This is a genomic window from Anabaena cylindrica UHCC 0172, from assembly GCF_034931625.1.
GTDB lineage: Bacteria > Cyanobacteriota > Cyanobacteriia > Cyanobacteriales > Nostocaceae > Anabaena > Anabaena cylindrica_A.
In genome coordinates this window covers 1-24,636 of sequence record NZ_JAYGGY010000118.1, presented here as the reverse complement: position 1 = coordinate 24,636, position 24,636 = coordinate 1, and the positions used below count along the sequence as shown (strand labels likewise).

Sequence of the window (24,636 nt, the reverse complement as noted above, 5' to 3'; positions counted from 1 at the left end):
AGTGTGAGTTTCAGCCCAGACGGTCAAACTATTGCTACTGCTTCATCTGACAATACAGCACGGTTGTGGAACTTGAAGGGGAAACTGCTGCACGAATTTAAAGTGCATCAGTCAGGTTTCAATAGTGTGAGTTTCAGCCCAGACGGTCAAACTATTGCTACTGCTTCATCTGACAATACAGCACGGTTGTGGAACTTGAAGGGGGAACTGCTGCAAGAATTGAAAGGGCATCAGAGTTCTGTCACTAGTGTAAGTTTCAGCCCGGACGGTCAAACCATTGCTAGTGCTTCTGATGACAATACAGCCCGGTTGTGGGCTGTGCGGAATTTAGATAGGGCAATTAAGGATGGTTGTGATTGGTTAAAGGATTATTTACACAATTTGCCTGATAGTGATCAGGATAGGCAGTTATGTGATGGTGTCTGAATCAGGATATCCAGGATTTAAGGATTAACAGGATGGTTTATTATTGTATCATCTTATTCATCTTTTAATCTTGTTCATCCTGATTCAAACCATGAAGGTAATTTTGCATGGAATTTGAGTGGAATCCAAACAAAGCGGAGTTAAACTTTGAGAAACATGGTGTTTCTTTCCAGGAAGCTGCCACCACTTTTAATGACCCATTATCAGTCACCTTTCCTGATCCTGACCACTCCATTGGGGAAAGTCGTTACGTTATTATTGGCATATCCAGATTTGGACAAATTTTAGTTGTTGCTCACACTGATCGAGGAGATAAGATTAGAATCATCTCTGCTCGAAAAGCCACCCGAAAAGAGAGGAAGTTTTATGAAGAAGGAAGTTGAAAACGAAATGGAAGATGAATTACGTCCTGAGTACGACTTTACTCAAATGCAGAAAGGTGTTAAAGGCAAATATGTTGAGCGATATCGGACAGGAACAAACTTAGTGCTTTTAGATGCTGATGTTGCCCAAGCTTTTCCAAGTGGTAACGCAGTAAATGAGGCATTGAGATTATTAATTCAGATTGCCCAGCGACAACAATCCAACAATGCTGTACAAGGTAAAGAATAGCAAAAGTAACCAATAAAATTGTATAGGAGGCGATGTTCAATTTTTTATAAATTCTTAAATTATTTTTATTTCCACAGAAAATGAGTAATTCAAAATTCCCAGAATATCACTGTAATATTGACCTCAATCTCTACGATTCTCCTGAATGTGTCCGTTTAGCAACTCAAGCCGCAACAGGAAGACATTTAAAAATTACATCCCATCATCAAGATACAGCAATAGAAGTTTGTTTATGTGAAGATGACTATCCGGGATGGTTATCTTTTCAAGATTTGCAGTTTCTCCAACCCACAGAAACAATATATCAACCCAAATTCATCTCAGCCGTAGAAATTCAACAACACATACCTGCAATTATCGCTTTTACTCAAGCCGCAAAACAACAAGATAATTATTACCTTTGGGGCGGAACTGTTGCACCTAATTATGATTGTTCTGGTTTAATGCAAGCAGCTTTTAAATCTGTTGGTGTGTGGCTACCAAGAGATGCTTATCAACAAGAAGCTTTTACACAATCAGTTGATATTAATGATTTACAATTAGGGGATTTAATCTTTTTTGGCACTCCCGAAAAAGCCACTCATGTAGGTTTATATTTAGGTGATGGTTGCTATATTCATAGTTCAGGAATAGAACAAGGACGCAACGGCATTGGTATTGATCAACTTTCAGGACAGGGAGATGCAGTTAGTCAAGCTTATTATCAACAACTGCGTGGTGCTGGTAGAGTTGTCAAATGTTATAAACCGCAGAATTAACGCTGTTCCAACTTCTTTGTAGCAATTTTCTTCTTAACTGGCTTTTGAGTTTCATTTTGGGACAATATAAAGGTATCTAGCGACTCCTTTGGTTTGACTATTTGGAGACGCAAAAACTGTTCCCATACACCATTGGTGAATAAGTCTACAGCAGTTTGATAATTTTGACTAGCAATATTACTAATCACTCTACGCCATCCCTGAACCAATAAATCAATAAATATTTCTTCACCAGAAAACTTATTTAACAACATCAATGCGGTTTGTAACCCAGCAGGTAAAATTTTTGCCCTTAGCCTCTGAATTACCACATTTAACCAAATCGGTACAAGTTCCAACCAGTTATTTGCTTCTATTTCTGTAATTACCATATCTTCCATACCCAGCGCACCCCAAATGCAGAGGGCTTCTATAGCTAATTCAACATCACGATTTTGTAAAGCATTTTCCCATAATTTTTGGGCATGATTTTGACAGCGATGATCAAAAAATTGATATGCTTCTTGAACAAGTTCAGGAATTGTGACTTTATAAACTGACTCACCTGTTGGTAAATAGCCTCCACGATAAAAAAGCTGATTATAACAACCGCAAAGATGAATTTGTTGATCAACTATGACTTCTTTTGCATGAGAATTTCCTAACCAAAAAATCTGCACACCTGGTAAATCTTCAATAGTTCTTATTGATTGTAATTTTGCTTTAACTTCAGGTGATATTTGTCTTTCTTCATCTTCTTCTTGTCGTGCAATTCCATAGCCAATTAAAATTCCCACCCCACTATTAACTAATTTTTGAAGCAGAGTTAAAAACTTATCATCGACAACAGCCTGACTTATCAAAGGATAATAAAAGAGAATTTGATTTTTTGCAGAATTTAAAACCTCTAAAACAGCTTGAGCAATTTCTCCATCTCTTAACTGCACAGCTATACCACTATCCGGCAATGTTTCTAAGGTCTGTTGACGAATTTTTTCTAGTCTAGATTCTATTTCGTCATTTTTCTGATTAAGAATAGTTTTTTGTTCAAAATTGATGGTTTCATCTGATAATTCACATAATGCTTGTAAAGAAATCTTACCTTCATTTAGTAGTGATTCTAGCCAATTTGATGCTGCTTCTAAAATCTGCTTTCCTTTTCTGAGTTGAATACTCAATTTATCTTCTAAGGCATCAAAAATAACAAATAATGATACAGTCTTCCAAAAAATTTGAGTTGGTGGTATCACCTTAAAAGCAGTAACTATTTTACCCTCTGCTGGTACATGAAACGCCAAATCTGAATCTTGAAGAATTTGCTGTATTTTTTCAAGTGTTAAGGAAGAAATATTGTTGATTTTATTTTCAATATTTACAAAGGTTGCTAAATCAGGTAATTTTATAGTGACATCACTTAAAGATTCAGATTGAAAGGTAATATTTCCACCTAAAAAATCAGTAACAGCATAAATTTGTGCAGAATATGGTGGTTGAGGGACAGTTCCTTTTTCATAAAATAAACGTCCTTCGGTAGTAACTGTAATTGGTGATGTTACAGCTAAAGTTTGTAATGACTGAAGAGTAGAAATTGTACTTTTGACAAATACAGCATCAAGTCCCAGCACAGATGCTAATTCATCTGCTGTTGGTGCAGGTTCAAATTCAAGACCAGCACGGATAATAAATTCTTCTAGTACATTAAATTGACGTGGTTCTTTAATAGTTAGTTCTACAGTATTTTGACGCAAACTATAGCGGAATTGACGTGCTGCTAAAACTGATAAACTAGAACTTTGCGCTTCAATTTTTTCTACCAAATTTCTGAGATTGTCATCAATAGGTTTAGCCGCATACGTGAGAAACATCAATAAAACCTCCATGACGACTGACAATATTTGCTACTTCTGAATACATACCACCAACTGTCCCCGGTTTACTGGTAAATAAATCGTGACAACCAACAATTACCAGTAATTCTTGAGCGCGAGAAAAAGCCACATTTACCCGTTCTGGTTTTTTAGCAAATCCCACATCTCCTTGATGATTATTACGCACCATACTCACAATTACAACTGGTCTTTCCATTCCTTGAAATCTGTCAACTGTACCTGTTCTAATTTGCAGTGAAGGGAAAAGTTCTGATTGTAAACGTTCATCAATTTTTCTGAGTTGGGAACCATAAAATGTAATTACGGCTATTTCTTTTTTGGGTTCACCATTACTCACTTTAGAACTCCAAGTATTTTCAAACTGCTGACAGATATTTTCTATAACATCAATTTCTCGGATATTAAAAAATGAAGTTCCCAGACGTTCTTCCTGAAAATCAGTTTCTCTAGGCATTTTAACCCAAATCAGATGATGTTCTGGTTTAATTATTTCCCCTGCTAGATTATGAGCGCGTTTACTGTCAGGTTCTAAAATCCCACATTCTAATTTACCATCATAAAATTGATTAATTGCTCCCATGATATTGGGGTGCATTCGATATTGGGTATTTAGCATTTGTTTGATGCTATTATCAGCAGTTTCAAACTGAATTTTAAATAATGATTCTTCTAAAAATTTCACTTCTTCTCTGGTATTACCAATTTTTTGAGCCACTTCTTCAACGGTGCTAGTATCAAGCATGGGTGGTAATTGTCGATGATCTCCTACCATGACTAATTTTTTACCTTTTAAAGCGGGAATTAATAACTCTGGGGGAGTGCATTTACTAACTTCATCAATAATGACAACATCAAAAGATTGAAATTCTTCAGAAAAATTATAATTTGCAGCTTGAACACAGGTGATACCAACGACGTTAGCATTATCTAAATAAATTCGTCTCAAATCGTTGCTATCGCGTTCTGATGGTTGACGTAGTTTATTAATCCAATCTTGGACAAAACTTTGATATCTTTGCAGATAATTTTCTTCATTTTGTAGTTGTTGCTGCCAATTATCAAACTTGTCTTTGACTGAGTGTAAAAATTCTAGATTGAATAAATCACTTTCGGTATTTTTAAACTTAAACTTACTAGGTATTTTTTGCCATACTATTTGCCACCAATTTCGCTCTATAATTAAAGATTCTGGTATCTGTAGTTGCAATTGCTGTTCTAGTTCATTTAGCTTAATTTGTGATTTATCAAGTTTCTTTTGAGCCGTTTTTGTCTCTTTTTTGAGTTTAACTAATTCCTCATGTAAGGAATCTTGAATCATCTCTAAAATAGCAATTGGTTCTAATGATGAAATCAAGGTTGCAAGTTTAATTATGCTGTTTTCCCAAATATTGATTTGCTGGGAAAATTCTTGATGCTGTTCCCAAATATTTGATTGTTTAGCGAGATATTTTTCTGTTAGGTTACGCAATTGGCTAGGTATATTTGGTTTTTTATTAAGTTCTTCTAACATAATCACAACTCTTGCAAGTTGTAAATTAGCATCTTGACTGGCTTTTTCTACCTGAGATTGAGTCGCAAATATTTGTTCTTGGGTAATGCTATTATTTGGTAGTGCATTTAATTTTTCTTGCTGTTTTTGTAAAATATTTAGCTGTTGTTCAGCTTCTGTTTTAATTTTTGCAACACATTGACGGCAATTTGCCAGAATTATATCTAGTAGTTCTTGTGTAATTTGAGTAAGAGTAGAATGGATATTATCTAATTCGTAAGCTGCACCATATGTTCTTTGCAGTTTAGTTAAAAAAGATTGGGTATTTTCAACGAGCGATTTACGCTGTTTGGAGGTAAGGAGTTGATAATCATTTAATTCTTGATATGTTACCTGCCATTGAGTGCGATCGCTTTTTGATAGAACTAAAGGAATTTGATTAAAATTTTCCTGTAAGAAATAACTAAAACTATGCTGTTTCCCTCGTCTATCTGTGAAGTTACCTTGGATTTCATAAGATATTGCTTTTGTCAATAATTTCCAATCTGGCAAGCTAATTTTATAATTTTTGGGGACAAGTGGTAATTTTAAATTATTAGCAAACATTAATAAACCTAGTGGTAAATCTACCATGTTATCTGTTAATGGTAAGTCTGATTGCTGACAATTTTTTACAACTTGATACAGATTATTATAAGCTGTAGACTTCCATTCGATAACTGCTTCAATAATATAATCAATTTCTCGTTTGCGATTTTCCCATAGTTGAATTGTTGGTTGGAGACTTTTATCCTTATTTAAAAATTGTTGATATTCTGTTTGTAATTGATGCAAATATGTAGAATCCTTTTTAAAAACCTGTACTAATTCGGTTAATTCCGACATGGCTACAATCACATCATGAGCATCACTAAATGCTTTTTGAAATTCATCAATTTCAGTCGCTACTGTTTCACGTAACCAAGCTGCTAAACCAAATGCACCACGCGCAGGACGAACAAAGCCAAGTTCATCTACATATTTGATAGCTTGACAAACATTTTCACGGAAGCTTTCTACTTGATGAATATCTTTTGTATATGGTTGCAGACAGGGTAAAAAATCTTTAACTTCTGCTGAATCCCAGTTTACTGGTACATTTTTGAGCAGATTCTTTAATCCAATTTTTAGGGATTCAATAGTGTTTTGATTTGCTAATATTTCATTGTAAGCTATTTCTTGAATTTGACAGATTTCCTTTAAATTCTCTTTTTCTACTTTTGATTCATTTTGTTTTTGATTAAATTCTTCCTCAGATTGAAGATAAGCGATAAAACGTGGTAATGATGTTAATAATTGAGTAAATATTTTGATATTTTCCTGTCGTTGAGTGAGATTATTTTCACAGTCAGTAGCTGTATTTTCTAGCCATCTGCCAATTACTTGATCTTCTAAAAAAGGCTGTCCTTCTTCTCCAACTTTTTCGGCTCTTCCCTTACGTACAGCCCGAATTACAGGGTTATGAACTAATCGGCTTAAAGCATTATCAACTGCTAAATTAGCTTGAGAAGTAATTAATGTGCGCCCACCCCGCAGGGCTACTTGATAGCAAATTTCAGCAATTACTGTAGTTTTACCTGTACCTGGTGGACCTTGAATCAAAACTAAATCATCTGCGGCTAGTACCTTTTCTACAGATGCTTTCTGACCTGGATTTGCGGCAGATAACAATAAATCTTGTGTTTTAAGTTTGACAGTTTTTTTAATAGACCTGGCTTGGGAAGCATCAAATAAGAAGTTACCTAAATAGGGATTTTGAGTGCGTCCTTGTCTTAATTGTTCTAAGGCTTTTTCTTTACGTTCAATTTGTTTAATATCACCAGCAGCATCAAAAAATAAATATCCAGTTCCAGGAATTTGATAATTTCCTGCGGCTATATATTCAACTAAGTCACGCTCTAGTCTAATGTGAATAATATTATATTTTGGATCGATTTTTTCAATAGTTCCTAATTGACGACTACTGCGACGATTTCTTTCGCTAGGAACTGTGTCAGAAAACTTGATGTCTTGGTTTTTGGCTTGTTTTACTCGTTCCCAAAAGTTTTCTACATCTAAATAATTTTCTTCGGAGCCATCAAGGGTGGCTGTGTTAAGATTAATCTCAAAAGCAATTTGTCTTTTATTATTAGTATATTTATAATTTACAAAAACTGCACAAAATTGACGTGCTTTAGCGATGCGTTCTTCAACTTTTAAAAATGCTTTCCATGCTTGTAGTTGTTCTTCTGTAGGTACATGATGACCACAAACTGGCATGGTTGCTATTTGTGCTAATATCTTTGCTGGAATAGCGGAGGGATGATGATGATTAGGGACTAGTTGTAAACGCAAAGGTAAAGCATAGCCATCACCTTGTCCTCGTGAAGTTTGTAATAAATAAGCTGAGAGAATCTTTAAACCGCTAGTTCCATTTTTTTGGACTGCTGCTCTAAATCCCAAGGTTTTTCTCAATTCTTTCAGTCTTTTTGGCAATTCAAAATCGCTTTCATCTGTAGCTATTGTTAAATCCCAAATTTCTTCTCCTGGATCTTTTCCAGAACCCTGACGACGAATATAAAATAAGCAAGGTTTTTTACCCACACATTCAAATATTAATTCATGGGCGCGTTCTCGTCGTTCTCGAAATTCGGGGTATAATTCAACTGTTGATTGACCTTCAAAGTTGCGAATTAAACTATCAATTGTTGAGTTTAGTAAGGTGTATCCCCAGGTTTCTGATTTTTGATTGTTTGGAAAATTTGGCATGAATGCTCCTGGATTTTTTTTTCACGCAGAGGCGCAGAGAGAAGTTTGTTTTTTTGGGGTTAAAGATGCAATTGGTGATAGGTTTGACTGGTGGCTTGATATCATAGGGAGTGTCTCCATACTAGGGATTTTATATCATCTGCATAACTATCACCAATGAGACAAGCGACGGGATAAACAGCACTGACATAGGTAATTAAAACTTGCATTTATCGCCGAAGAATACCTGTGTCTGTTAGGGCTAGTTTATATTTTTAGGTAAACAATTTAGTCAAGATAAGTGGAAAATATCAGTCTGAGGGTAGATTGTTATTAATATGAAAATAATTTATTTTTTTTAAATTACAAAAATAGCTTTTTATGTAAGTCTTTTACTGAAGGATAATGTACCATATCTTTTTTTCAATAGTCTACTACCATACAGTAATTTAAAGAAAATTGTCTAGTTTCAGCTTTTGGAATTGCATATTAGTGCGGTGCGTCAGATAGAAACAATCTGTTAGATGCTCAATTATTGGGTCTGACGCACCCTACAAAAGAGCAAATTCATATTTGATAGATTTTAGGACTTACGCACTGTACAAACTGCACATAATATGTATGAACAAAAATGCCTAGTTTCAGCTTTTGAAATTGCATATTAGTGCGGTGCGTCAGATAGAGACAATCTGTTATGTACTAAATTATTGGGTCTGACGCACCCTACAAAAGAGCAAATTCATATTTGATAGATTTTGTCAATGCGTAAGTCCTGGAAATATAAATTACTTTGCTGAAACAGGATATTCGTAACTTGTCTAGAAAGTAACAAGGTAAAATTTGTCTACCATAATTATACTATTGCTGTTATCTTAATTTTAAGTTCTCAATTTTCAATCAACTATGATCGAATGGATTATACCTCTTGGATTTATTCTAGCTGGATTACTTGCTGGATTAATTGGCGAAAAAGTTTTTTTCCAAAAACTGAAAATGTTTGTTGTTAATAGACAAATTCCTGGCAGTGAAATTATATTTCAAGCACTGCATAGAATGACGTTTATATGGTTTGTAATTGCAGGCTTTTTTGGGGCTATAATCAGTTCTCCTCTCAGGCTAGACATTGCCAATGTTCTGCAAAAAATTATCACCATAATTTTTCTGTATTCAGTGACGTTAGTCTTAGCTAGATTAACATCTGGTTTTGTGAGTTTAGCGATTCGCAGAACAGAAGGAGTGCCGACATCATTACTGTCTAATCTGGCTAAAATTGCGGTTTTAATTTTAGGGACATTGATCCTTTTGCAAACCGTAGGTATTGAAATTACACCTATAATTACGACATTAGGAATTGGAGGTTTAGCGGTAGGTTTAGCCCTACAGGACACATTAGCAAATTTGTTTTCTGGTTTTTACTTAATTATTTCCCAGCAAGTGAGAACTGGAGATTATGTGAAGTTAGATGATGGAAATCAAGGTTATGTTACGGATATTACATGGCGAAATACGACTATTAAGGAAATTTCTAATAATGTGATTATTGTCCCTAATTCTAAGTTGGCTTCGGCTATTTTTACTAATTATCATCTCCCTGCTAAAGAAATTACTTTAACCATTAATGTGGGTGTTAGTTACGATAGCGATTTGGAATTAGTGGAAAGTGTGACTATAGAAGTTGCTAAAGAAGTGATGCAAGAAATTGCACCGAACTTAATTGAGAATGAACCCTATGTGAGATTTCACACTTTTAATGATTTTAGTATTGATTTTACTCTTTATATGCGTGTAAGTGAATTTTTTGACCAGAGAATTGGTAAACATCTGTTTGTGAAGAAGTTGCACAAACGTTATCAGCTAGAAGGCATTCAAATTCCCTTTCCTATCAGAGATATTTATATGCATGAAAGCTAAACAGTTTTCTTGTTGTCGTTATTTTTATTCCCTGATTGGTTGGATGGTGTATTTTGAAGCAAAGTCGGCTACTTCCCCAGTACTAACCATTGCTCTATATAATAAAGCACAGACTTCTGCTCTGGTGGCTACTTTTTTTCCATTCAGCAATTTTCTATTCGGATAGTTGACAACTACACCATTTTGTGTTAGCGCAGCTATGAAATTACGATGTTCGGTTTGGATGCTAGAAGCATCGCTATAAATGGATAAGATATTTTTTGTAGAACCGGTGAATTGATAATTTAATCCTTTGGCTAAGGTGATCAAAATATCTAGGCGGGTGAGCTTTTGTGTGGGGTTGAAGTTTTTACTGCCCAGGGTGGTGAAAAAGCCCATTTCATAGGTTTCGCGGATGGCATCTTCAGCCCAATATCCTTTGGGAATATCTCTAAATGCGATCGCATTCCTGACTTTACTTTTAATAAAGATTTTTTGCAATAGGGCTGCTAATTGGGCGCGTGTCACTGGTGCGTTAGGGCGGAATGTACCATCAGGGAAACCGTCGATAATTTCCATTGCGGCTAATTCGGTGATATAGTCTTTAGCCCAGTAATCCTTGGAAATATCAGAGAATGATACGTTGATATTCTTCGCTACACCTACTTCACGGTATTTCCTCAACAATTGGCTGAGTTGATATGTGGAGTTGTTACTGAGTTGAGTTAACTGCACCAAACTACCAGGAACAGCAGTTAAGGCTTTTGCTAAGTTAGAATCAACGATATTAATGGATTTACCGGCTAAAGCAAAATCACCCTCGGTAAACGATATAGGATAAACGCCGGTTGTGGCAACTTTGGCAAATCCTGCGGCTTGGTACTGGGTAATATTGATATTTTCTGAACTTTTAAGGAAGGTAACTTTTTGGTTACTAACTTGGGTGAAGTAATCGTAGGAGGTGGTATTGGTGTCAACAATGCTATCTTCATTGTCATCAACGCCATAAAAAACACGAACTACCTGATATTCTTGGGGGTTGGCAGATAAAATCAAGTTGACTGCTGTATGTCCAGGTAAACACGCAAATTGTGTGTAGCCAATAAAGCGGTTTGTGTTATCATATAACCGAACGATGATGCGATCGCCCAACTTAAGCCCATTTACAAACTTGGCTTTCTGTTTAATTTTATATTTATAATCACCTAAAAATCTTTCTTTGTAATATTTATTACCATGCTTACCCTGAATAGAAACGCGGGCAATTACTTCGGAAATGGTCCCACCGGGTTGCCAAATAGCCAAAGTAAATCCTGATTTTTCCCTCTTGACAGAAGTAGTAGTAGTTACAGTTTCCTCTGGGATATTTGTTGTACTATCTGTATCTACATCTTCACGAATAGTCTTTTGTGTTAAAAGCTGCTGATTATAATTGCCAAACTCTGATGCGACTGTAGCAGATAAATCTGATGCTGCCAAAGTAGAATGTGCTGGCGACAACGCTATGATAGAGACTGCGGCAATAGCTACTTTCCTAAAATGAGTTAATTTACTTAGAATCATGGTATTTATCTTACACCGTATCTATTCACCGAGAATGTCAAGTAGGTAATCAGCTTACTTAACTGATTAATTTTTTGATCTAAGTGAAACTTACAGGTGATAGTGTACGCCATATATAGCTTTTTCCATAATGTTTTGTCGAGAATGCTAGGAGTATTACCATAAAGAAATAATACTTTAGGAATCTTTACTAATGACGATATCAATCCAACAGTCACCAACATTAGAAAAACAGCTTTGGACTTGGCGAGATTACAAAATTCAATATACTGTGATGGGTAGCGGTCAGCCGTTGTTACTAATTCACGGTTTTGGCGCTTCTATTGGTCACTGGCGCAAAAATATCCCTGTTTTAGCTGATGCTGGTTATCGGGTGTTTGCTGTGGATTTGTTGGGGTTTGGTGGTTCTGATAAAGCGGTTATTGATTATAGCATGGAAGTGTGGGTAGAACTATTAAAAGATTTCTGGACTGCACATATCCAAGAACCTGCTGTATTTATTGGCAATTCCATTGGCGCACTTTTGAGTTTAATCGTTCTGGCAGAATATCCTGAAATTGCCTCTGGGGGTGTGTTAATCAACTCCGCCGGTGGATTGAGTCACCGTCCCCATGAATTGAACCCAGTTCTCAGAATTGTGATGGGGACTTTTAATAAGTTAGTCGCTAACCAAATAACTGGTAAATTCGTATTTAACCGCATTCGCCAAAAATCGCAAATTCGCCGGACATTGTATCAAGTTTATAGCGATCGCAATGCAGTCACAGATGAACTAGTCGATTTACTTTATACACCATCCTGTGATCCAGGCGCACAACAGGTTTTCGCTTCTATTCTCACAGCACCTCCTGGGCCTACACCCGATGAGTTATTGCTGAAAGTAAAATCGCCTTTACTAGTCATTTGGGGTGCTGATGATCCTTGGACACCCATTACCGGGGCTAAGATTTACGAAGAAGCACGAGAAAATGGCCAAGATATTAAAATTGTGCCTATTCCTGGTGCCGGTCATTGTCCCCATGATGAAATTCCAGATGTTGTCAATGCTCAAATTGTCAATTGGTTAGCGCAGCAGTGATAATTTCCCGTAAAACATAGCTAAAAAGTCTGGGATTGGGAATTAGTAATTGGTAGTTAGTAATTAGAGTCAAACATTACCGATTATCTAATTCCTCAGCAGCTAAGATAGGATACCGTACTTCAGGTGCATCTTGACGAAATCCACATTATATGTATTGTATGATGGAGTTTGATGTAAATCATGGACGTGAAGGTACTAACAATCATCACAGGGATTTTTCAACAGTTGGCTATCAAGTAATTCGCGAATTAGGACGTAACCCACAAGGAGGACGCATTACTTATTTAGCTAATCATCTGAAATCTCAACAAAAAGTAGTTATTAAAGAATTTTGTTTTGCAAATACAACTGCTGACTGGTCTGGAGTGAAAGCTTATGAACAAGAAATTGAACTGTTGCAAAAATTGAATCATCCTTGCATTCCTTATTACATAGAATCTTTTGAAAAACCAGGATTTTTCTATCTAGTTCAAGAATATAAAGATGCGCCATCATTAGGATCAAAACGCTGCTTTCACCCTGAAGAAATCAAAAAAATTGCTTTATCTATTTTAGAAATTTTAGTTTATTTACAACAGCAATGTCCTGGTATAATTCATAGAGATATCAAACCAGAAAATATTTTGGTAGATCAGCAATTAAATGTTTATCTAGTTGATTTTGGTTTAGCACGTTTACAAGATGGAAAAACAGAATTAAGTACTTTAGTTGCAGGTAGTCCTGGCTTTATGCCACCAGAAGAACAACTTGGTTATGTGTTAACCCAAGCTTCAGATTTATATAGTTTAGGGGCAACACTAATTTGCTTACTCACTAATACTAGTGCTGCGGATATCGGCAAATTAATTGATGATAACTATCGCTTTAATTTTCAGAAATTAGTTCCCCATATTAGTCTACGTTTTGGATTATGGTTAAAAAAAATGGTAGAACCTAATTCCAAACGTCGTTATCCTAATGCTGCGGATGCTTTAGCAGCACTCAAACCAATTCAGGTGCTGGCTTCTGGCAAAAAACTAGATTATTTAATTGCCGCCATACATCAGAGAAAAAATATAATTATATTAGGGTTAGCCGCTATGGGTATTTTAGCTATACTGGGAACCAATTTAATGGTTTCTCAACCTGGTGGTGCTGCTAATTCCATGAAAATAGAAAATTTCCCCAAGAATAATTAACTGGGTAATTGGTAATTGGTAATTGGTAATTGGTAAAGGGGAAGAGACTTCCAAATAAAAAAATCCCCAATTTGTAGGGTGTGTTAGGACGCTAGTCCGTAACACACCATAAATTTAAGGATAATGGTGGGTTACGCTGCGCTAACCCACCCTACAATTAATTTTCGGGTAATTTATTTCTTGTGTTCTCTTAAGCTATAGTCACATCAGGGGATAAATAAACATCTTGAATAGCGTGAAACAGCTTTATCCCTTCCTCAAACGGACGCTGAAAAGTCTTCCTTCCAGAAATTAAACCTGTACCTCCAGCACGTTTATTAATTACAGCAGTTCGTACAGCTTCCGCAAAATCATTTTTACCAGAAGCACCACCAGAATTAATTAATCCTACTCGTCCAGCGTAGCAATTTAATACTTGATAACGAGTTAAATCTATAGGGTTGTCTGTTGTTAATTCTGTGTAAACTCGTGCATCAGTTTTGCCATAACTGTTACCAGTTGCTTTAGCAATTGCCCCATAACCATTATTGCATTCTGGTAATTTTTGTTTAATGATATCAGCTTCAAGACTTACACCCAAATGATTTGCTTGTCCAGTTAAATCAGCAGCTAAATGATAATCTTGATCTTGTTTAAAATTGTTATTTCTTAGATAACACCAAAGTACTGTTGCCATACCCAATTCATGAGCAGTTTTAAAAGCATGACTGACTTCTTGAATTTGGCGGCTAGATTCTTCTGAACCAAAATAAATTGTTGCCCCTATTGCTGCTGCACCCAAATGCCAAGCTTGCGAAACATCAGCAAACATAATTTGGTCAAATTGGTTGGGATAAGTCAACAATTCATTATGATTTATTTTGGCAATAAACGGGATTTTGTGGGCATATTTGCGGGCAACATTGCTTAATACACCGACAGTTGTAGCAACAGCATTACAACCTGCTTCTATTGCTAATTTAATAATGTTTTCTGGGTCAAAATAAATAGGATTAGGTGCAAATGAAGCCCCGGCTGAGTGTTCAATTCCTTGGTCTACAGGGAGAATAGAGAGATAGCCAGTATTAGCCAATCTTCCTGTAGAATAGATTTGTTGCAGGTTTCTCAAAACACGCGGAGTGCGATCGCTATTTAGCCAAACTCGATCTATAAAATCTGCACCAGGTAAATGTAGCAAATCTGAGGAAACCTTGGCTTTATATGTCAGTAATTCTTCAGCTTCTTTCCCCAGTAATGACTCGATGGAACCAGCTTCTAAGAGAGTTGTAGTCATGGGATTTGGGCAATTCTTTACAAGTCAGTCAAAGTCTATTTTTTACCCTAGCATTTTGTCTACTATCCATAGACATATATCATTTTTCCTTCTTCCTTTGCACCTTTGCAGTACTTTGCGGGAAGCCTCTCTGCGTCTATATTTCATCCATTTTCTTTTAGAAGCCAGGGACTTAAACTCCCAGATATTAGTGAAATAAAATACCTCTGCGGGTAGATTTTGATATTGTACTTTCTAGTCAAATGCTTGTAAAACAGGCAGACATTGTGGTATTGTTACCTGCTACGACTCGTTATAAAATACTAGGAGAAGTATAAGAGAAAATACGTAAGTAAGAGTAATTTTCAGTCCATAAATTCCGTTTATACGTATTTGTAAAGCTAATCCTGAGTGAGAAGTATTTAGTGTATATTGCACCTATTCAGTCAGGGAATTTGCAGGTGCATTGGTGCGGAGGTAATGTTTTACTAAATAAGAGTCAGCTTTCTTGGGAAAGAGAACCAGAAACGCTGTTATCAGTCTGGAAAAACCAAATTAAATACTATTACAGCTTGGAGATTAAGTATGCTTGGTGCGATCGCAGGTGATATTATTGGCTCAATCTATGAGTTTAACAATATCAAAACTAAAGACTTTCCCCTTTTCGATGATAGATGTCATTTCACAGATGATACAGTATTAACCCTGGCGGTGGCAGAAGTTATTCTCAATGCAGACGAATTCCCTGACAAAACTAAGTATATTGATAAACTCCAATATATTCAGCAATTCAAATCTTATTACGGTGAATATCCCCATGCTAATTATGGTAATCATTTTATGCAATGGGCAGATTCCAGTAGTATCGAACCATATAACAGTTGGGGTAACGGTTCAGCTATGCGGGTTAGTCCTATAGCATCTGCATTTGATAACCTAGATATTGTCTTAGAAGAAGCAAGACATTGTGCAGAAGTAACTCATGATCACCCTGAAGGCATTAAAGGCGCACAAGCAACTGCTGCATCCATCTTTTTAGCCCGTATTGGCTATGATAAAATCACCATTAAATCCTATATCCAAAAGACTTTTGGTTATAACTTAGAACAAACCTTAGACGAAATTAGACCTAATTATGAATATGATATGTCCTGTCAAGGTTCTGTTCCTCAAGCAATAATTGCTTTTTTAGAATCAACTGATTTTGAAGATGCAATTCGTAACGCTATTTCTATTGGTGGAGACAGTGGCACTATTGCTTGTATTACAGGTAGTATAGCCGAACCATTTTATGGTGGTGTTCCAGAAGATATTGCCGAATGGATTTTCACTAAATTAGATGATCATCTCTGGACTATTACTGATAAGTTTATGTCTCAATACTACGCTTAGAGTATACTGATAAGTACGGATTTTAAAATTTATAAATTCTCCGTGCTACTCTAAAATTAGATTATCTTCCAATTTACCGCTATGTCTATCTCCCAAGATTTTGAACTCCCACAAGATTTAATTGTTCCAACTGGAGACTTATATAGTGACGAACCACCATTAGATTTTGAACTCCCAAGAGATGTAATTTTTCCGACCAAGGATTTAAAAAGTAATGAACCACCATTAGAAAGTGATTCACATTTACGTCAGATAATTCTGCTTTTACAATGTTTAGAATTGTGGTGGGGAAACCGCAACGATTTTTATGCTTCTGGTAATTCAACTGTTTATTACAGTTCCCGTCAGCCTAAATCAGAAGACTTTCGTGGCCCAGATTTTTTTGTAGTCAGAAATGCAGAACGCCATCCTCGGAACAGTTGGGTTGTTTGGCAAGAAGATGGTAAATATCCTAATATAATTATTGAATTGCTTTCAGATGCAAGTGTATCAATTGATAAAGGGTTAAAAAAACAAATTTATCAAGATATTTTCCGCACTCCCGAATATTTTTGGTTTGACCCCAATAATTTAGAATTTGCTGGCTTTATTTTAGTTGGTGGTACTTATCAACCTCTAGAACCTAACAATCAAGGTTGGTTATGGAGTCAACAGCTAAGTTTATATTTAGGTATTCATGAAAATAAATTGCGCTATTTTACAAATGAAGGATTAATCATCCTCACACCTGAAGAATTTGCTGAACAAGAAAAACAAAAATCGGAACGTTTAGCTGCAAAACTGCGAGAATTAGGAATTGACCCAGATACAATTTAGAAATAAGTAGGTTTTTCTAAAATTACTACGTTTGGATGTCATTAAAAATAAATATGCAATATAATGGGATACTTCTCACCATTGCCACGATTAATTTTGATAATTTGGTGAAATTCTATATTCAGCTACTAGAACAAGAACCAAAAAACCTCATTCCCAATGTCTATGCTGAGTTTCAAATCTCAAACTCCAGTTTAGGTATTTTTAAACCCAAACAAGATCATGAAACAGAATTTGTAGTAAATACTAAAAGTCCGCTCAGTTTGTGTTTAGAAGTGAGTAATTTAGAAAATGCCATAACTCACCTACAATCTTTAGGCTATCCCCCTCCAGGAGACATTTCCACCGCTTCCCACGGTCAAGAAGTTTATGCCTACGACCCCGACGGCAACCGCTTAATCTTACATCAATCTCATCATCGGTAACTGAGAAAAAATTATTAATTCCTAGTCCCCCAGTCCCCAGTCCCCAGTCCCCAGTCCCCAGTCCCCAAGTCCCAAATGTCAATAACTCAAAACTACAAATTAAATCTGATTCAATGGTATCCCGGTCACATTGCCAAAGCCGAGAAAAATCTCAAAGAACAGCTAAAACGGGTAGATGTGATTTTAGAAGTGAGAGATGCTCGGATTCCCTTAGCTACAAACCATCCGCAAACGAATGAATGGGTGGGGGATAAGTCACGGATATTGGTGATTAACCGATTAGATATGATCTTGCCACAAGTGCGATCGCACTGGACAGACTGGTTTAAAAACCAAGAAGAAATCCCTTATTTTACCAACGCTCAACACGGTCAAGGTATCACAGCTATCACCAAAGCCGCACAAGCAGCAGGAATAGCACTTAATCAACGCAGAAAAGATCGAGGAATGTTACCCCGTGCAGTCCGTGCTGTCGTCATAGGTTTTCCCAACGTTGGTAAATCAGCATTAATTAACCGTCTCTTAGGAAAACGAGTAGTTGCTAGTGAAGCGCGTCCTGGAGTCACTCGTCAACTGCGTTGGGTGCGAATTTCCGATCAATTACAACTACTAGATGCTCCCGGTGTCATTCCCTCCAGAATGGAAAATCAAGATGCAGCAGTCAAATTAGCCATTTGTGATGATATTGGTGAAGCCTCTTACGATAATCAACTCATAGCCGCAGCATTTGTCGATATCGTCAACCAACTTCAAGAAACCCACCCTCATTTATTACCAGCACACCCCTTACTTTCACGCTACGAAGTTGACTCCATTATCCATACAGGTGAAGAATATTTGCAAGTCTTAGCAGAACATCGCTACAAAGGAGATGTAGAACGTGCAGCAAGAACTCTCATCACCGATTTTCGTAAAGGACTTTTAGGCAGTATACCACTAGAAGTGCCACCTCAATAATTACAATAGATTGCAAGTAAATAGGGTAAAAACTGAAAATTGAAATATGGCATAACCCACGCTGTGCTATCAAAAATCAAGTGGCTTTCACTTCTGAATCCTAACTTCTAACTCCTAGCTTTTAAGCTATTTACTCGTATTTTCAAAATTAGCACTGTGCCTAATGTAAATAATATTCCTAGTAAAATGTTTTTCCAACTTAGGTTTTTATCATTTCCATTTATCAAAATAACTTCCAATATGATAGACGGTAATAAAATGCCACTAGGAACCAATATCTGAGATAATATCACCCTATTTTTGGCAAAAAGACTCAGTAAAGCTAAAACTGCACCCAACGGAATAAAAGTCAGAGCGTAATAAAATACTTTTTGATGGAAGGGAATCAATTCTAGTAAATTGAAAGAATAAGAACGTTGTATATTGTCTAGATATACTTGAATAGTTCCTCTAGAATATGTGATGAGGAGTTGGTGAAATTCTTTGTCTGTAAAAACATTGGGAATCATCAATTGTAAATCTGTACCATTTTCCCCAGTAATTGGTGTCCTCAACCTTAAATCTAGAGCATTGTTCTGTTGTGAAAGTGTAAAATTACGCCGCAAAGAATTATTAGAAATTGAAATTATCCGTCCTGGACCCGTCTGTTGAATATTGTCAGTGGCAAGAGTAGTAATCAGAGTAAATTCAGATTTTTTGCTGATATTTTGATTGAGATTTTTTACAGGTTTTGCTGTTTGTAACCACTGGCTAGAACTCAAAAAAACGCCTTTACCCTCCCGTATATTTGTAGGCTTTCCTTTCCATAATAGTTCTGGTGAATTTCCTGATTTTTCTTGACTACAACATTTATCATTTAATTGATAACTAGCTAAAAAAGAATCACTAATACTTTGAAAGTAATTAGCATCATTTAAGCCTTTTTCTACTTCATAATTTGATATTGCTCTATCAGTAATATAAACTTCTGAAATATATCCTTGCCAAGGTCTATCTCCTGTCCTTTCATTACCAAGTATCAACGGATAATTTAAACTCCAATTACTTAAATTTGTTGTACTTTGCCAGATAAATGAAATCAGGAAAATGAAAAATACATAAGCTACAATTAAGCCTGTAATTCGTTGATTTAATTGTCTCAAACTACCAGCTTGAATTTGTAAAAATCTTTTACTTAAACTTTGATAATTCCAGAGATAAAAAACTGCAAAACCCAAACATCCTCCAAAAGTATTATTGAAAATATCTGCTGGAGTAGGAGTTCTTGAAGAAATAAATATTTGTAAAACTTCAACTGTTGAAGATAAACCAGCACTAAGTAGGAAAACTATGGTAACTTTTAATGCTGGTTGGATTTTCAATTTTTGGAGTAAATTGGCACAAAAGAACCCCAAAGGCATAAATAATAAAACATTATTTACCTGATCTTGAAAAGAACTTGCATTGTTAAAACTAGCAAAAAATTCAGATGTGGAAAAACTCTGAGGTAATGAAAAATTAAAAGGATAAAGTGTAGCTACAGATATTACCAAAATGCTAAATAATACAAGCAGTAGATTCACTAGATATAATTTTACCCAGAAATATTTTTGATTTTTATCTTGAGTCATAATAATACCTTCGCCAATTTCTAAAAAGCCCAACAAAATAGAATTTTAGGACTATACAAACTAAGTCCACTTTTATGGGCTGAAATCTTGAGATTCTGAGGAGATAAGCTTTGTATAGCACCATTCTTAGAGGGTATTTGAAAAGTCTATACCTGTATCTATATCCTCTCTAACCCTTTTTTAAGGAGAGCCACTGCATTGAACGGCTTTCCTCCATGTGTAACTGCCGTTCGCGTAGTGTGCCGGAGGCATAAGGCTTCTTTTACTTGTAGCAAGTGGCGTAAATTTAGGATATATCAATCACCACTTTTCAAATATCCTCTTATAGAGTGAAGGCATTTTTTTGAAAGTATTGTCACAAGTAATACATTTTAATTAACTAACTGCAAATATAAGCTGTTGTTCAGTGTTTTTCAGGTATATGAAGTGGTCGTTAATTTCCACGATAAATAAATATTATAAAGTGGCAGCATATTCTAATTAAACTACATTTGAAAAGCTATTTTTGTAGTTTTAATTACCAAAAAAAAAGACTCTGAACTGGCAATAGAAGCTGTAAATCGTATTTAACTATAATTAATTAATTATCAAAACTTTTTTATATTATTAATTTATGTAATAACATGGTCAACCAACTAATAATAGTGACTCCATTTTTTATCAATCAACATAGGAAGTAGAGGGCTGTCATGCTGGAGAAAAAATGCTCTCTGCTTCTTGGTACTTCCAGAGATAGGAAGGGTTGTAGCTTGCCAAGAGTAGGATATCTCCTGCTGATTTGCTCCTGGGTAATGCCCACGCCATAAAATTATTACTTTTGTAGTGTTGTAGTATTTAATACAGCCACACTTGTCGTAATGCCGTTAACAGTGTCATAAAGAAAAGGTAATGTTATAACTTACACCAATGGGGACTGCTTTATCCCTAAAACTGGTGTAGCAATTAGATGTCTGATATCTGAATGTGTAAAAGTCCTGAAAAAAAGTTAGCTTTAATACTTGTGTTCCTAACTGCCTGTATAAATGTATTACACTCATGACAGAACTTACACTACTCTTAACAGAGGGTAATACTGAGACTTCGGTTTCAGTAAATCAAGATGTATTTATTATCGGTCGTTTGCCAGAATGCGACTTGTTTTTACCTTTTGGGGGAATTTCTCGTAAACACGCCCGCATAGCCAAAACTATTTATGATACGTGGGTTATCGAGGATATGGGTAGTAAAAATGGGACACAAGTAAATCTAACACCTGTTACCTCAGTTCAAGAGTTAAGTGACGGAGATGTTATTTGGTTGGGTAATGTCAGATTGACGGTAATGTTTTCAGTAACTGAATCACATTTACCCGCTGAATATGTACCAATTACAGAACCTAGTGGTCAGCAAATAACTATTTTTCGGAATGTTGAAGAACTCCAACAACAATGGATAAAAGCTGATGATATTCATGGTATTGATAACAATAAAGATAAAGTTATTGCCCGCCTGAAAGATTTGGTGGATATAGCTAAAAACCTCTGTGCAGCAGCATCTATTGAAGAGATTTTTTTTCAAGTTCAAGAAGTAGTTTTTCGTTATATAGATGGTATTGAACGCTTGGCATTATTAATTGATGTTAATGGTTCTGGTTATTTAGATTTAATAAATTCGGCAACTAAGGATATTTCTCAACAGCAAACTTTACCATCTAATGGCAATTGGATTAGTCGCACTATTTGCCAAAGAGTATTTACTGATAAAGTGGCTATTCAAAGTGCTGATACTCAAACTGATGAACGCTTTTCTGGTGAATCTAGCATTTTATTTAAAGGTATTATGAGTGTTATGGCAGTACCTTTATGGGATGAAAATAAGGTGGTTGGTGTTCTCTATGCCGACGGTAAACTTTATTCTTCCCGCTGGGAACAAGAAGGTGAGGAAGAACTGAGCTTTTTTTCAGCTTTAGCAAATATTGTTGCTTCTAGTGTTCAACGTTGGTTATTGGTAGATAAACTCAGAACTGAAGAGGTGATTCGTCATCGTCTAGAACGGTATCATTCTCCAGCAGTGGTAAAGCAGTTGATCTCAGTTAGAGGCTTAAACAATGGACGTTTGGCTCCTGCTGAAAGTGAAATCAGTATTTTGTTTGCTGATTTGGTGGGTTTTACTGCTATTTCTGAACAACTCACACCCACAGAGATTGCTGAATTATTAAATAATTTATTTGAGGAAATGCTACAAGAGGTATTTACTTATGGGGGTACTTTAGATAAGTACATTGGTGATTGCATTATGGCATTTTTCGGCGCTCCAGAACCACAACTAGATCATGCAGACCTTGCTGTTGCTGCGGCTAAGGGAATGCTGAATCGTCTGCAAAATCTCAATGCTAATAATTTTTGGCATGAACCTCTACAATTACGCATTGCTATTAATAGTGGTAAAGCTGTTGTGGGTGATGTTGGTAGTTCCCAAAGAGTAGACTATACGGCATTAGGGGCAACAATTAATGTGGCAGCGAGGATGGAAGCAATTTGTCCTACTAGTGAATGTGTTATTAGTGAAGTTACTTATAATATGCTTTCACAACGCTCGGAGTTTCAGGAAATGGGAGATTATCGTTTCAAAGGGATTGATCGTTTTATTAAGATTTATCAGACAAAAATGAATTAAATTTATTCGTAATAATTAGGATTTACGCAAAAACTCTCTTAATCTCTGATTTTAATAGGAGTCAGGAGAAGGAAGAAGGAAGAAGGAAGAAGGAATCAGGAGTCAGGAGTCAGGAGTCAGGAGGAAGAAGGGAAAAGAAGGAGGAAGAAGGAAGAAGGAAGAAGGAAGAAGGAAGAGGTAAGAATAGTTTTGAATCTGGTTAAGTGATAGGTTTTTGGTTTATATGTCTAACGGCACGCTACGCGAACAGCAAGCTCTATTTATTTTAAGTGTTTATATTTAATTGAATGTATAGTTTATTTCAAATTTAGTTGCAAATTTATAATATTAAGCAACTGTCTTGGAATTGAAAGATTAAAATTTTGATGTAGCTGTGGTGATTAATCTGTGTAACACTAGAAAGCTACCTCAAGCTATTCTTAAATGGGAGGTCAGGTCATGGCTATAGCCACCATTAATCCCGCTACTGGGGAAACTATCAAAACCTTTGAGCCGCTGAATGATGCAGAAATTGCCGCTAAACTAGATTTGGCACAGCAGGCTTTTGAAAAGTATCAAAAAACGAGTTTTACAGAGCGATCGCACTGGTTGCAACAAGCAGCAAAAATTTTAGAACAAGAAAAGGCAGATTTTGGCAAATTAATGACCCTGGAAATGGGTAAACCATTAAAAGCTGCGATCGCAGAAGTGGAAAAATGCGCCCTTGTCTGTCGCTATTATGCCGAAAATGCAGCGGGTTTTATGGCTGATGTGCCAGTCAAAACCGATGCTAGTCATAGTTTTATCCGTTATCAACCATTGGGGACTATTTTGGCTGTCATGCCTTGGAACTTCCCTTTCTGGCAAGTTTTCCGTTTTGCTGCACCAGCGCTGATGGCGGGCAATGTTGGCTTACTCAAACACGCCTCCAATGTCCCCCAGTGTGCCTTGGCAATAGCAGATATTCTCCATCGTGCAGGTTTTCCCACAGGTGCATTTCAAACGCTGTTAATTGGTGCTGCTCAAGTTGCCGATTTAATGGCTGATGACCGTGTAAAAGCTGCTACCTTGACAGGAAGCGAACCAGCAGGCGCATCTCTAGCTGCGGCCTGTGGCAAACAAATTAAAAAAACCGTCTTGGAACTAGGGGGAAGTGATCCCTTTATCGTTTTAGAAAGTGCAGATTTAGAAACAGCAGTTAGCACCGCAGTCACAGCGAGGATGCTTAATAATGGGCAATCTTGTATTGCGGCTAAACGGTTTATTGTAGCTGAAGCAGTAGCTGATAAATTTGAAAAACTACTGTTAGAAAAATTTCAGGCGCTCAAAGTTGGCGATCCCATGTTACCGGATACCGATTTGGGACCATTGGCAACCGTTGATATTCTGGAAGATTTGGATAAACAAGTTAAAACTGCTGTAAACAGCGGTGGTAAAGTCCTCATCGGTGGAAATCCTGTACCTGAAACTCCTGGCAACTTTTATCCGCCAACTATTATCATAGATATCCCGGTAGATACAGCGATCGCGCAAGAAGAATTTTTTGGACCAGTAGCGTTGTTATTCCGGGTTGCCGATATTGACGCTGCCATTAAATTAGCTAATGATAGTCCCTTTGGTTTAGGTGCAAGCGCCTGGACAACAAATCAACAAGAAAGCGATCGCTTGATTCAAGAAATTGAAGCAGGTGCAGTATTTATTAACAGCATGGTCAAATCTGACCCCCGCTTACCTTTTGGCGGCATTAAGCGTTCTGGATACGGACGAGAATTAAGCATTCAAGGCATACACGAATTTGTCAATATCAAGACTGTTTGGGTGAAGTGATAGGAGGCAGGGGGCAGGGGGCAGGGAGCAGGGGGAATCACCAATGACCAATGACCAATGACCAATGACCAATGACCAATGACCAATGACCA

The 24,636-nt window shown here is 36.4% G+C and carries 19 protein-coding genes and 1 pseudogene; 14 read left to right on the top strand and 6 right to left on the bottom strand.

Annotated elements, in window-relative coordinates; translation table 11 throughout:
• The 4 genes from VB713_RS25855 to VB713_RS25840 form a co-directional block, all read left to right on the top strand.
• The coding region (locus VB713_RS25855) for a WD40 repeat domain-containing protein (RefSeq protein ID WP_416242484.1) at positions 1 to 426 on the top strand (426 nt) is incomplete at its 5' end.
• Between the two features lie 107 nt (positions 427 to 533).
• Positions 534 to 809, top strand: coding sequence for a BrnT family toxin (locus VB713_RS25850; protein ID WP_323314355.1), 276 nt, complete (start codon positions 534 to 536; stop codon positions 807 to 809).
• Entirely contained in the window at positions 793 to 1,038 is a 246-nt protein-coding gene (locus VB713_RS25845) for a hypothetical protein (protein WP_323314354.1), read from the top strand. The genes VB713_RS25850 and VB713_RS25845 overlap by 17 nt, the downstream gene beginning before the upstream one ends.
• An 80-nt stretch (positions 1,039 to 1,118) precedes the next feature.
• Entirely contained in the window at positions 1,119 to 1,796 is a 678-nt protein-coding gene (locus tag VB713_RS25840) for a C40 family peptidase (protein WP_323314353.1), read from the top strand.
• On the opposite strand, the gene VB713_RS25835 is transcribed toward VB713_RS25840, so the two are convergent.
• The 3 genes and pseudogenes from VB713_RS25835 to VB713_RS25825 form a co-directional block, all read right to left on the bottom strand.
• Positions 1,793 to 3,640 carry a hypothetical protein gene (locus VB713_RS25835; RefSeq protein ID WP_323314352.1) on the bottom strand — a complete coding sequence of 616 codons (1,848 nt, stop codon included), beginning with the start codon at positions 3,638 to 3,640 and terminating at the stop codon, positions 1,793 to 1,795. The genes VB713_RS25840 and VB713_RS25835 overlap by 4 nt on opposite strands.
• Positions 3,618 to 7,940 carry an AAA domain-containing protein gene (locus tag VB713_RS25830; protein WP_323314351.1) on the bottom strand — a complete coding sequence of 1,441 codons (4,323 nt, stop codon included), beginning with the start codon at positions 7,938 to 7,940 and terminating at the stop codon, positions 3,618 to 3,620. Before VB713_RS25830 ends, VB713_RS25835 begins: the two co-directional genes overlap by 23 nt.
• A gap of 101 nt (positions 7,941 to 8,041) precedes the next feature.
• Positions 8,042 to 8,188 (bottom strand): annotated as a pseudogene (locus tag VB713_RS25825) (histone deacetylase); the annotation flags it as partial.
• Positions 8,189 to 8,822: 634 nt separating this feature from the next.
• On the opposite strand from VB713_RS25825, the gene VB713_RS25820 reads away from it, so the two are divergent.
• Positions 8,823 to 9,830: a mechanosensitive ion channel family protein gene (locus VB713_RS25820; RefSeq protein WP_323314350.1), complete on the top strand. Its 1,008-nt coding sequence runs from the start codon at positions 8,823 to 8,825 to the stop codon at positions 9,828 to 9,830.
• Positions 9,831 to 9,854: 24 nt separating this feature from the next.
• Here VB713_RS25820 and VB713_RS25815 read toward each other — a convergent pair whose 3' ends face one another.
• Positions 9,855 to 11,372, bottom strand: coding sequence for an S-layer homology domain-containing protein (locus tag VB713_RS25815; protein ID WP_323314349.1), 1,518 nt, complete (start codon positions 11,370 to 11,372; stop codon positions 9,855 to 9,857).
• A gap of 193 nt (positions 11,373 to 11,565) precedes the next feature.
• Here VB713_RS25815 and VB713_RS25810 point away from each other — a divergent pair, with 193 nt between their 5' ends.
• A complete protein-coding gene (locus VB713_RS25810; protein WP_323314348.1) occupies positions 11,566 to 12,450 on the top strand; it encodes an alpha/beta fold hydrolase in 885 nt (294 codons plus the stop codon).
• A 164-nt stretch (positions 12,451 to 12,614) separates the two neighbouring features.
• Entirely contained in the window at positions 12,615 to 13,631 is a 1,017-nt protein-coding gene (locus VB713_RS25805; RefSeq protein ID WP_323314357.1) for a serine/threonine-protein kinase, read from the top strand.
• Between the two features lie 190 nt (positions 13,632 to 13,821).
• Here VB713_RS25805 and VB713_RS25800 read toward each other — a convergent pair whose 3' ends face one another.
• Entirely contained in the window at positions 13,822 to 14,904 is a 1,083-nt protein-coding gene (locus VB713_RS25800; RefSeq protein ID WP_323314347.1) for a class I fructose-bisphosphate aldolase, read from the bottom strand.
• A gap of 404 nt (positions 14,905 to 15,308) precedes the next feature.
• Between VB713_RS25800 and VB713_RS25795 the strand changes: the two genes are divergently transcribed.
• The 5 genes from VB713_RS25795 to ylqF all read left to right on the top strand — a co-directional run bounded on the left by VB713_RS25795 (position 15,309) and on the right by ylqF (position 18,473).
• Entirely contained in the window at positions 15,309 to 15,491 is a 183-nt protein-coding gene (locus tag VB713_RS25795; protein ID WP_323314346.1) for a hypothetical protein, read from the top strand.
• Entirely contained in the window at positions 15,469 to 16,275 is an 807-nt protein-coding gene (locus VB713_RS25790) for an ADP-ribosylglycohydrolase family protein (protein ID WP_323314345.1), read from the top strand. The genes VB713_RS25795 and VB713_RS25790 overlap by 23 nt, the downstream gene beginning before the upstream one ends.
• Positions 16,276 to 16,356: 81 nt before the next feature.
• Entirely contained in the window at positions 16,357 to 17,091 is a 735-nt protein-coding gene (locus VB713_RS25785; RefSeq protein WP_323314344.1) for a Uma2 family endonuclease, read from the top strand.
• Between the two features lie 53 nt (positions 17,092 to 17,144).
• Positions 17,145 to 17,516 carry a VOC family protein gene (locus VB713_RS25780; RefSeq protein ID WP_323314356.1) on the top strand — a complete coding sequence of 124 codons (372 nt, stop codon included), beginning with the start codon at positions 17,145 to 17,147 and terminating at the stop codon, positions 17,514 to 17,516.
• A gap of 75 nt (positions 17,517 to 17,591) precedes the next feature.
• On the top strand, positions 17,592 to 18,473 hold the full coding sequence (ylqF, locus tag VB713_RS25775; protein WP_323314343.1) for a ribosome biogenesis GTPase YlqF: 882 nt from the start codon (positions 17,592 to 17,594) through the stop codon (positions 18,471 to 18,473).
• A gap of 107 nt (positions 18,474 to 18,580) precedes the next feature.
• Here ylqF and VB713_RS25770 read toward each other — a convergent pair whose 3' ends face one another.
• Complete coding sequence (locus VB713_RS25770) at positions 18,581 to 20,083, bottom strand: VanZ family protein (protein WP_323314342.1); 1,503 nt, start codon at positions 20,081 to 20,083, stop codon at positions 18,581 to 18,583.
• 1,035 nt (positions 20,084 to 21,118) lie between these two features.
• Here VB713_RS25770 and VB713_RS25765 point away from each other — a divergent pair.
• Both VB713_RS25765 and VB713_RS25760 read left to right on the top strand, forming a co-directional pair.
• The gene (locus VB713_RS25765; protein ID WP_323314341.1) at positions 21,119 to 22,738 is read left to right on the top strand and encodes an adenylate/guanylate cyclase domain-containing protein; all 1,620 of its coding nucleotides are present in this window, start codon (positions 21,119 to 21,121) and stop codon (positions 22,736 to 22,738) included.
• Positions 22,739 to 23,176: 438 nt separating this feature from the next.
• Positions 23,177 to 24,544: an NAD-dependent succinate-semialdehyde dehydrogenase gene (locus VB713_RS25760; RefSeq protein WP_323314340.1), complete on the top strand. Its 1,368-nt coding sequence runs from the start codon at positions 23,177 to 23,179 to the stop codon at positions 24,542 to 24,544.
• The last annotated feature ends 92 nt before the right edge of the window (positions 24,545 to 24,636 follow it).

What these genes read in the sequence shown, in the direction of transcription:
- VB713_RS25815 (WP_323314349.1), bottom strand. Translation starts at nt 11,372, where the DNA reads ATGATTCTAAGTAAATTAACTCATTTTAGGAAAGTAGCTATTGCCGCA.
- VB713_RS25805 (WP_323314357.1), top strand. Translation starts at nt 12,615, where the DNA reads ATGGAGTTTGATGTAAATCATGGACGTGAAGGTACTAACAATCATCAC.
- VB713_RS25760 (WP_323314340.1), top strand. Translation starts at nt 23,177, where the DNA reads ATGGCTATAGCCACCATTAATCCCGCTACTGGGGAAACTATCAAAACC.
- VB713_RS25800 (WP_323314347.1), bottom strand. Translation starts at nt 14,904, where the DNA reads ATGACTACAACTCTCTTAGAAGCTGGTTCCATCGAGTCATTACTGGGG.
- VB713_RS25820 (WP_323314350.1), top strand. Translation starts at nt 8,823, where the DNA reads ATGATCGAATGGATTATACCTCTTGGATTTATTCTAGCTGGATTACTT.
- VB713_RS25810 (WP_323314348.1), top strand. Translation starts at nt 11,566, where the DNA reads ATGACGATATCAATCCAACAGTCACCAACATTAGAAAAACAGCTTTGG.
- VB713_RS25835 (WP_323314352.1), bottom strand. Translation starts at nt 3,640, where the DNA reads ATGTTTCTCACGTATGCGGCTAAACCTATTGATGACAATCTCAGAAAT.
- VB713_RS25785 (WP_323314344.1), top strand. Translation starts at nt 16,357, where the DNA reads ATGTCTATCTCCCAAGATTTTGAACTCCCACAAGATTTAATTGTTCCA.
- VB713_RS25830 (WP_323314351.1), bottom strand. Translation starts at nt 7,940, where the DNA reads ATGCCAAATTTTCCAAACAATCAAAAATCAGAAACCTGGGGATACACC.
- VB713_RS25770 (WP_323314342.1), bottom strand. Translation starts at nt 20,083, where the DNA reads ATGACTCAAGATAAAAATCAAAAATATTTCTGGGTAAAATTATATCTA.
- VB713_RS25765 (WP_323314341.1), top strand. Translation starts at nt 21,119, where the DNA reads ATGACAGAACTTACACTACTCTTAACAGAGGGTAATACTGAGACTTCG.
- ylqF (WP_323314343.1), top strand. Translation starts at nt 17,592, where the DNA reads ATGTCAATAACTCAAAACTACAAATTAAATCTGATTCAATGGTATCCC.
- VB713_RS25840 (WP_323314353.1), top strand. Translation starts at nt 1,119, where the DNA reads ATGAGTAATTCAAAATTCCCAGAATATCACTGTAATATTGACCTCAAT.
- VB713_RS25850 (WP_323314355.1), top strand. Translation starts at nt 534, where the DNA reads ATGGAATTTGAGTGGAATCCAAACAAAGCGGAGTTAAACTTTGAGAAA.
- VB713_RS25780 (WP_323314356.1), top strand. Translation starts at nt 17,145, where the DNA reads ATGCAATATAATGGGATACTTCTCACCATTGCCACGATTAATTTTGAT.
- VB713_RS25790 (WP_323314345.1), top strand. Translation starts at nt 15,469, where the DNA reads ATGCTTGGTGCGATCGCAGGTGATATTATTGGCTCAATCTATGAGTTT.
- VB713_RS25845 (WP_323314354.1), top strand. Translation starts at nt 793, where the DNA reads ATGAAGAAGGAAGTTGAAAACGAAATGGAAGATGAATTACGTCCTGAG.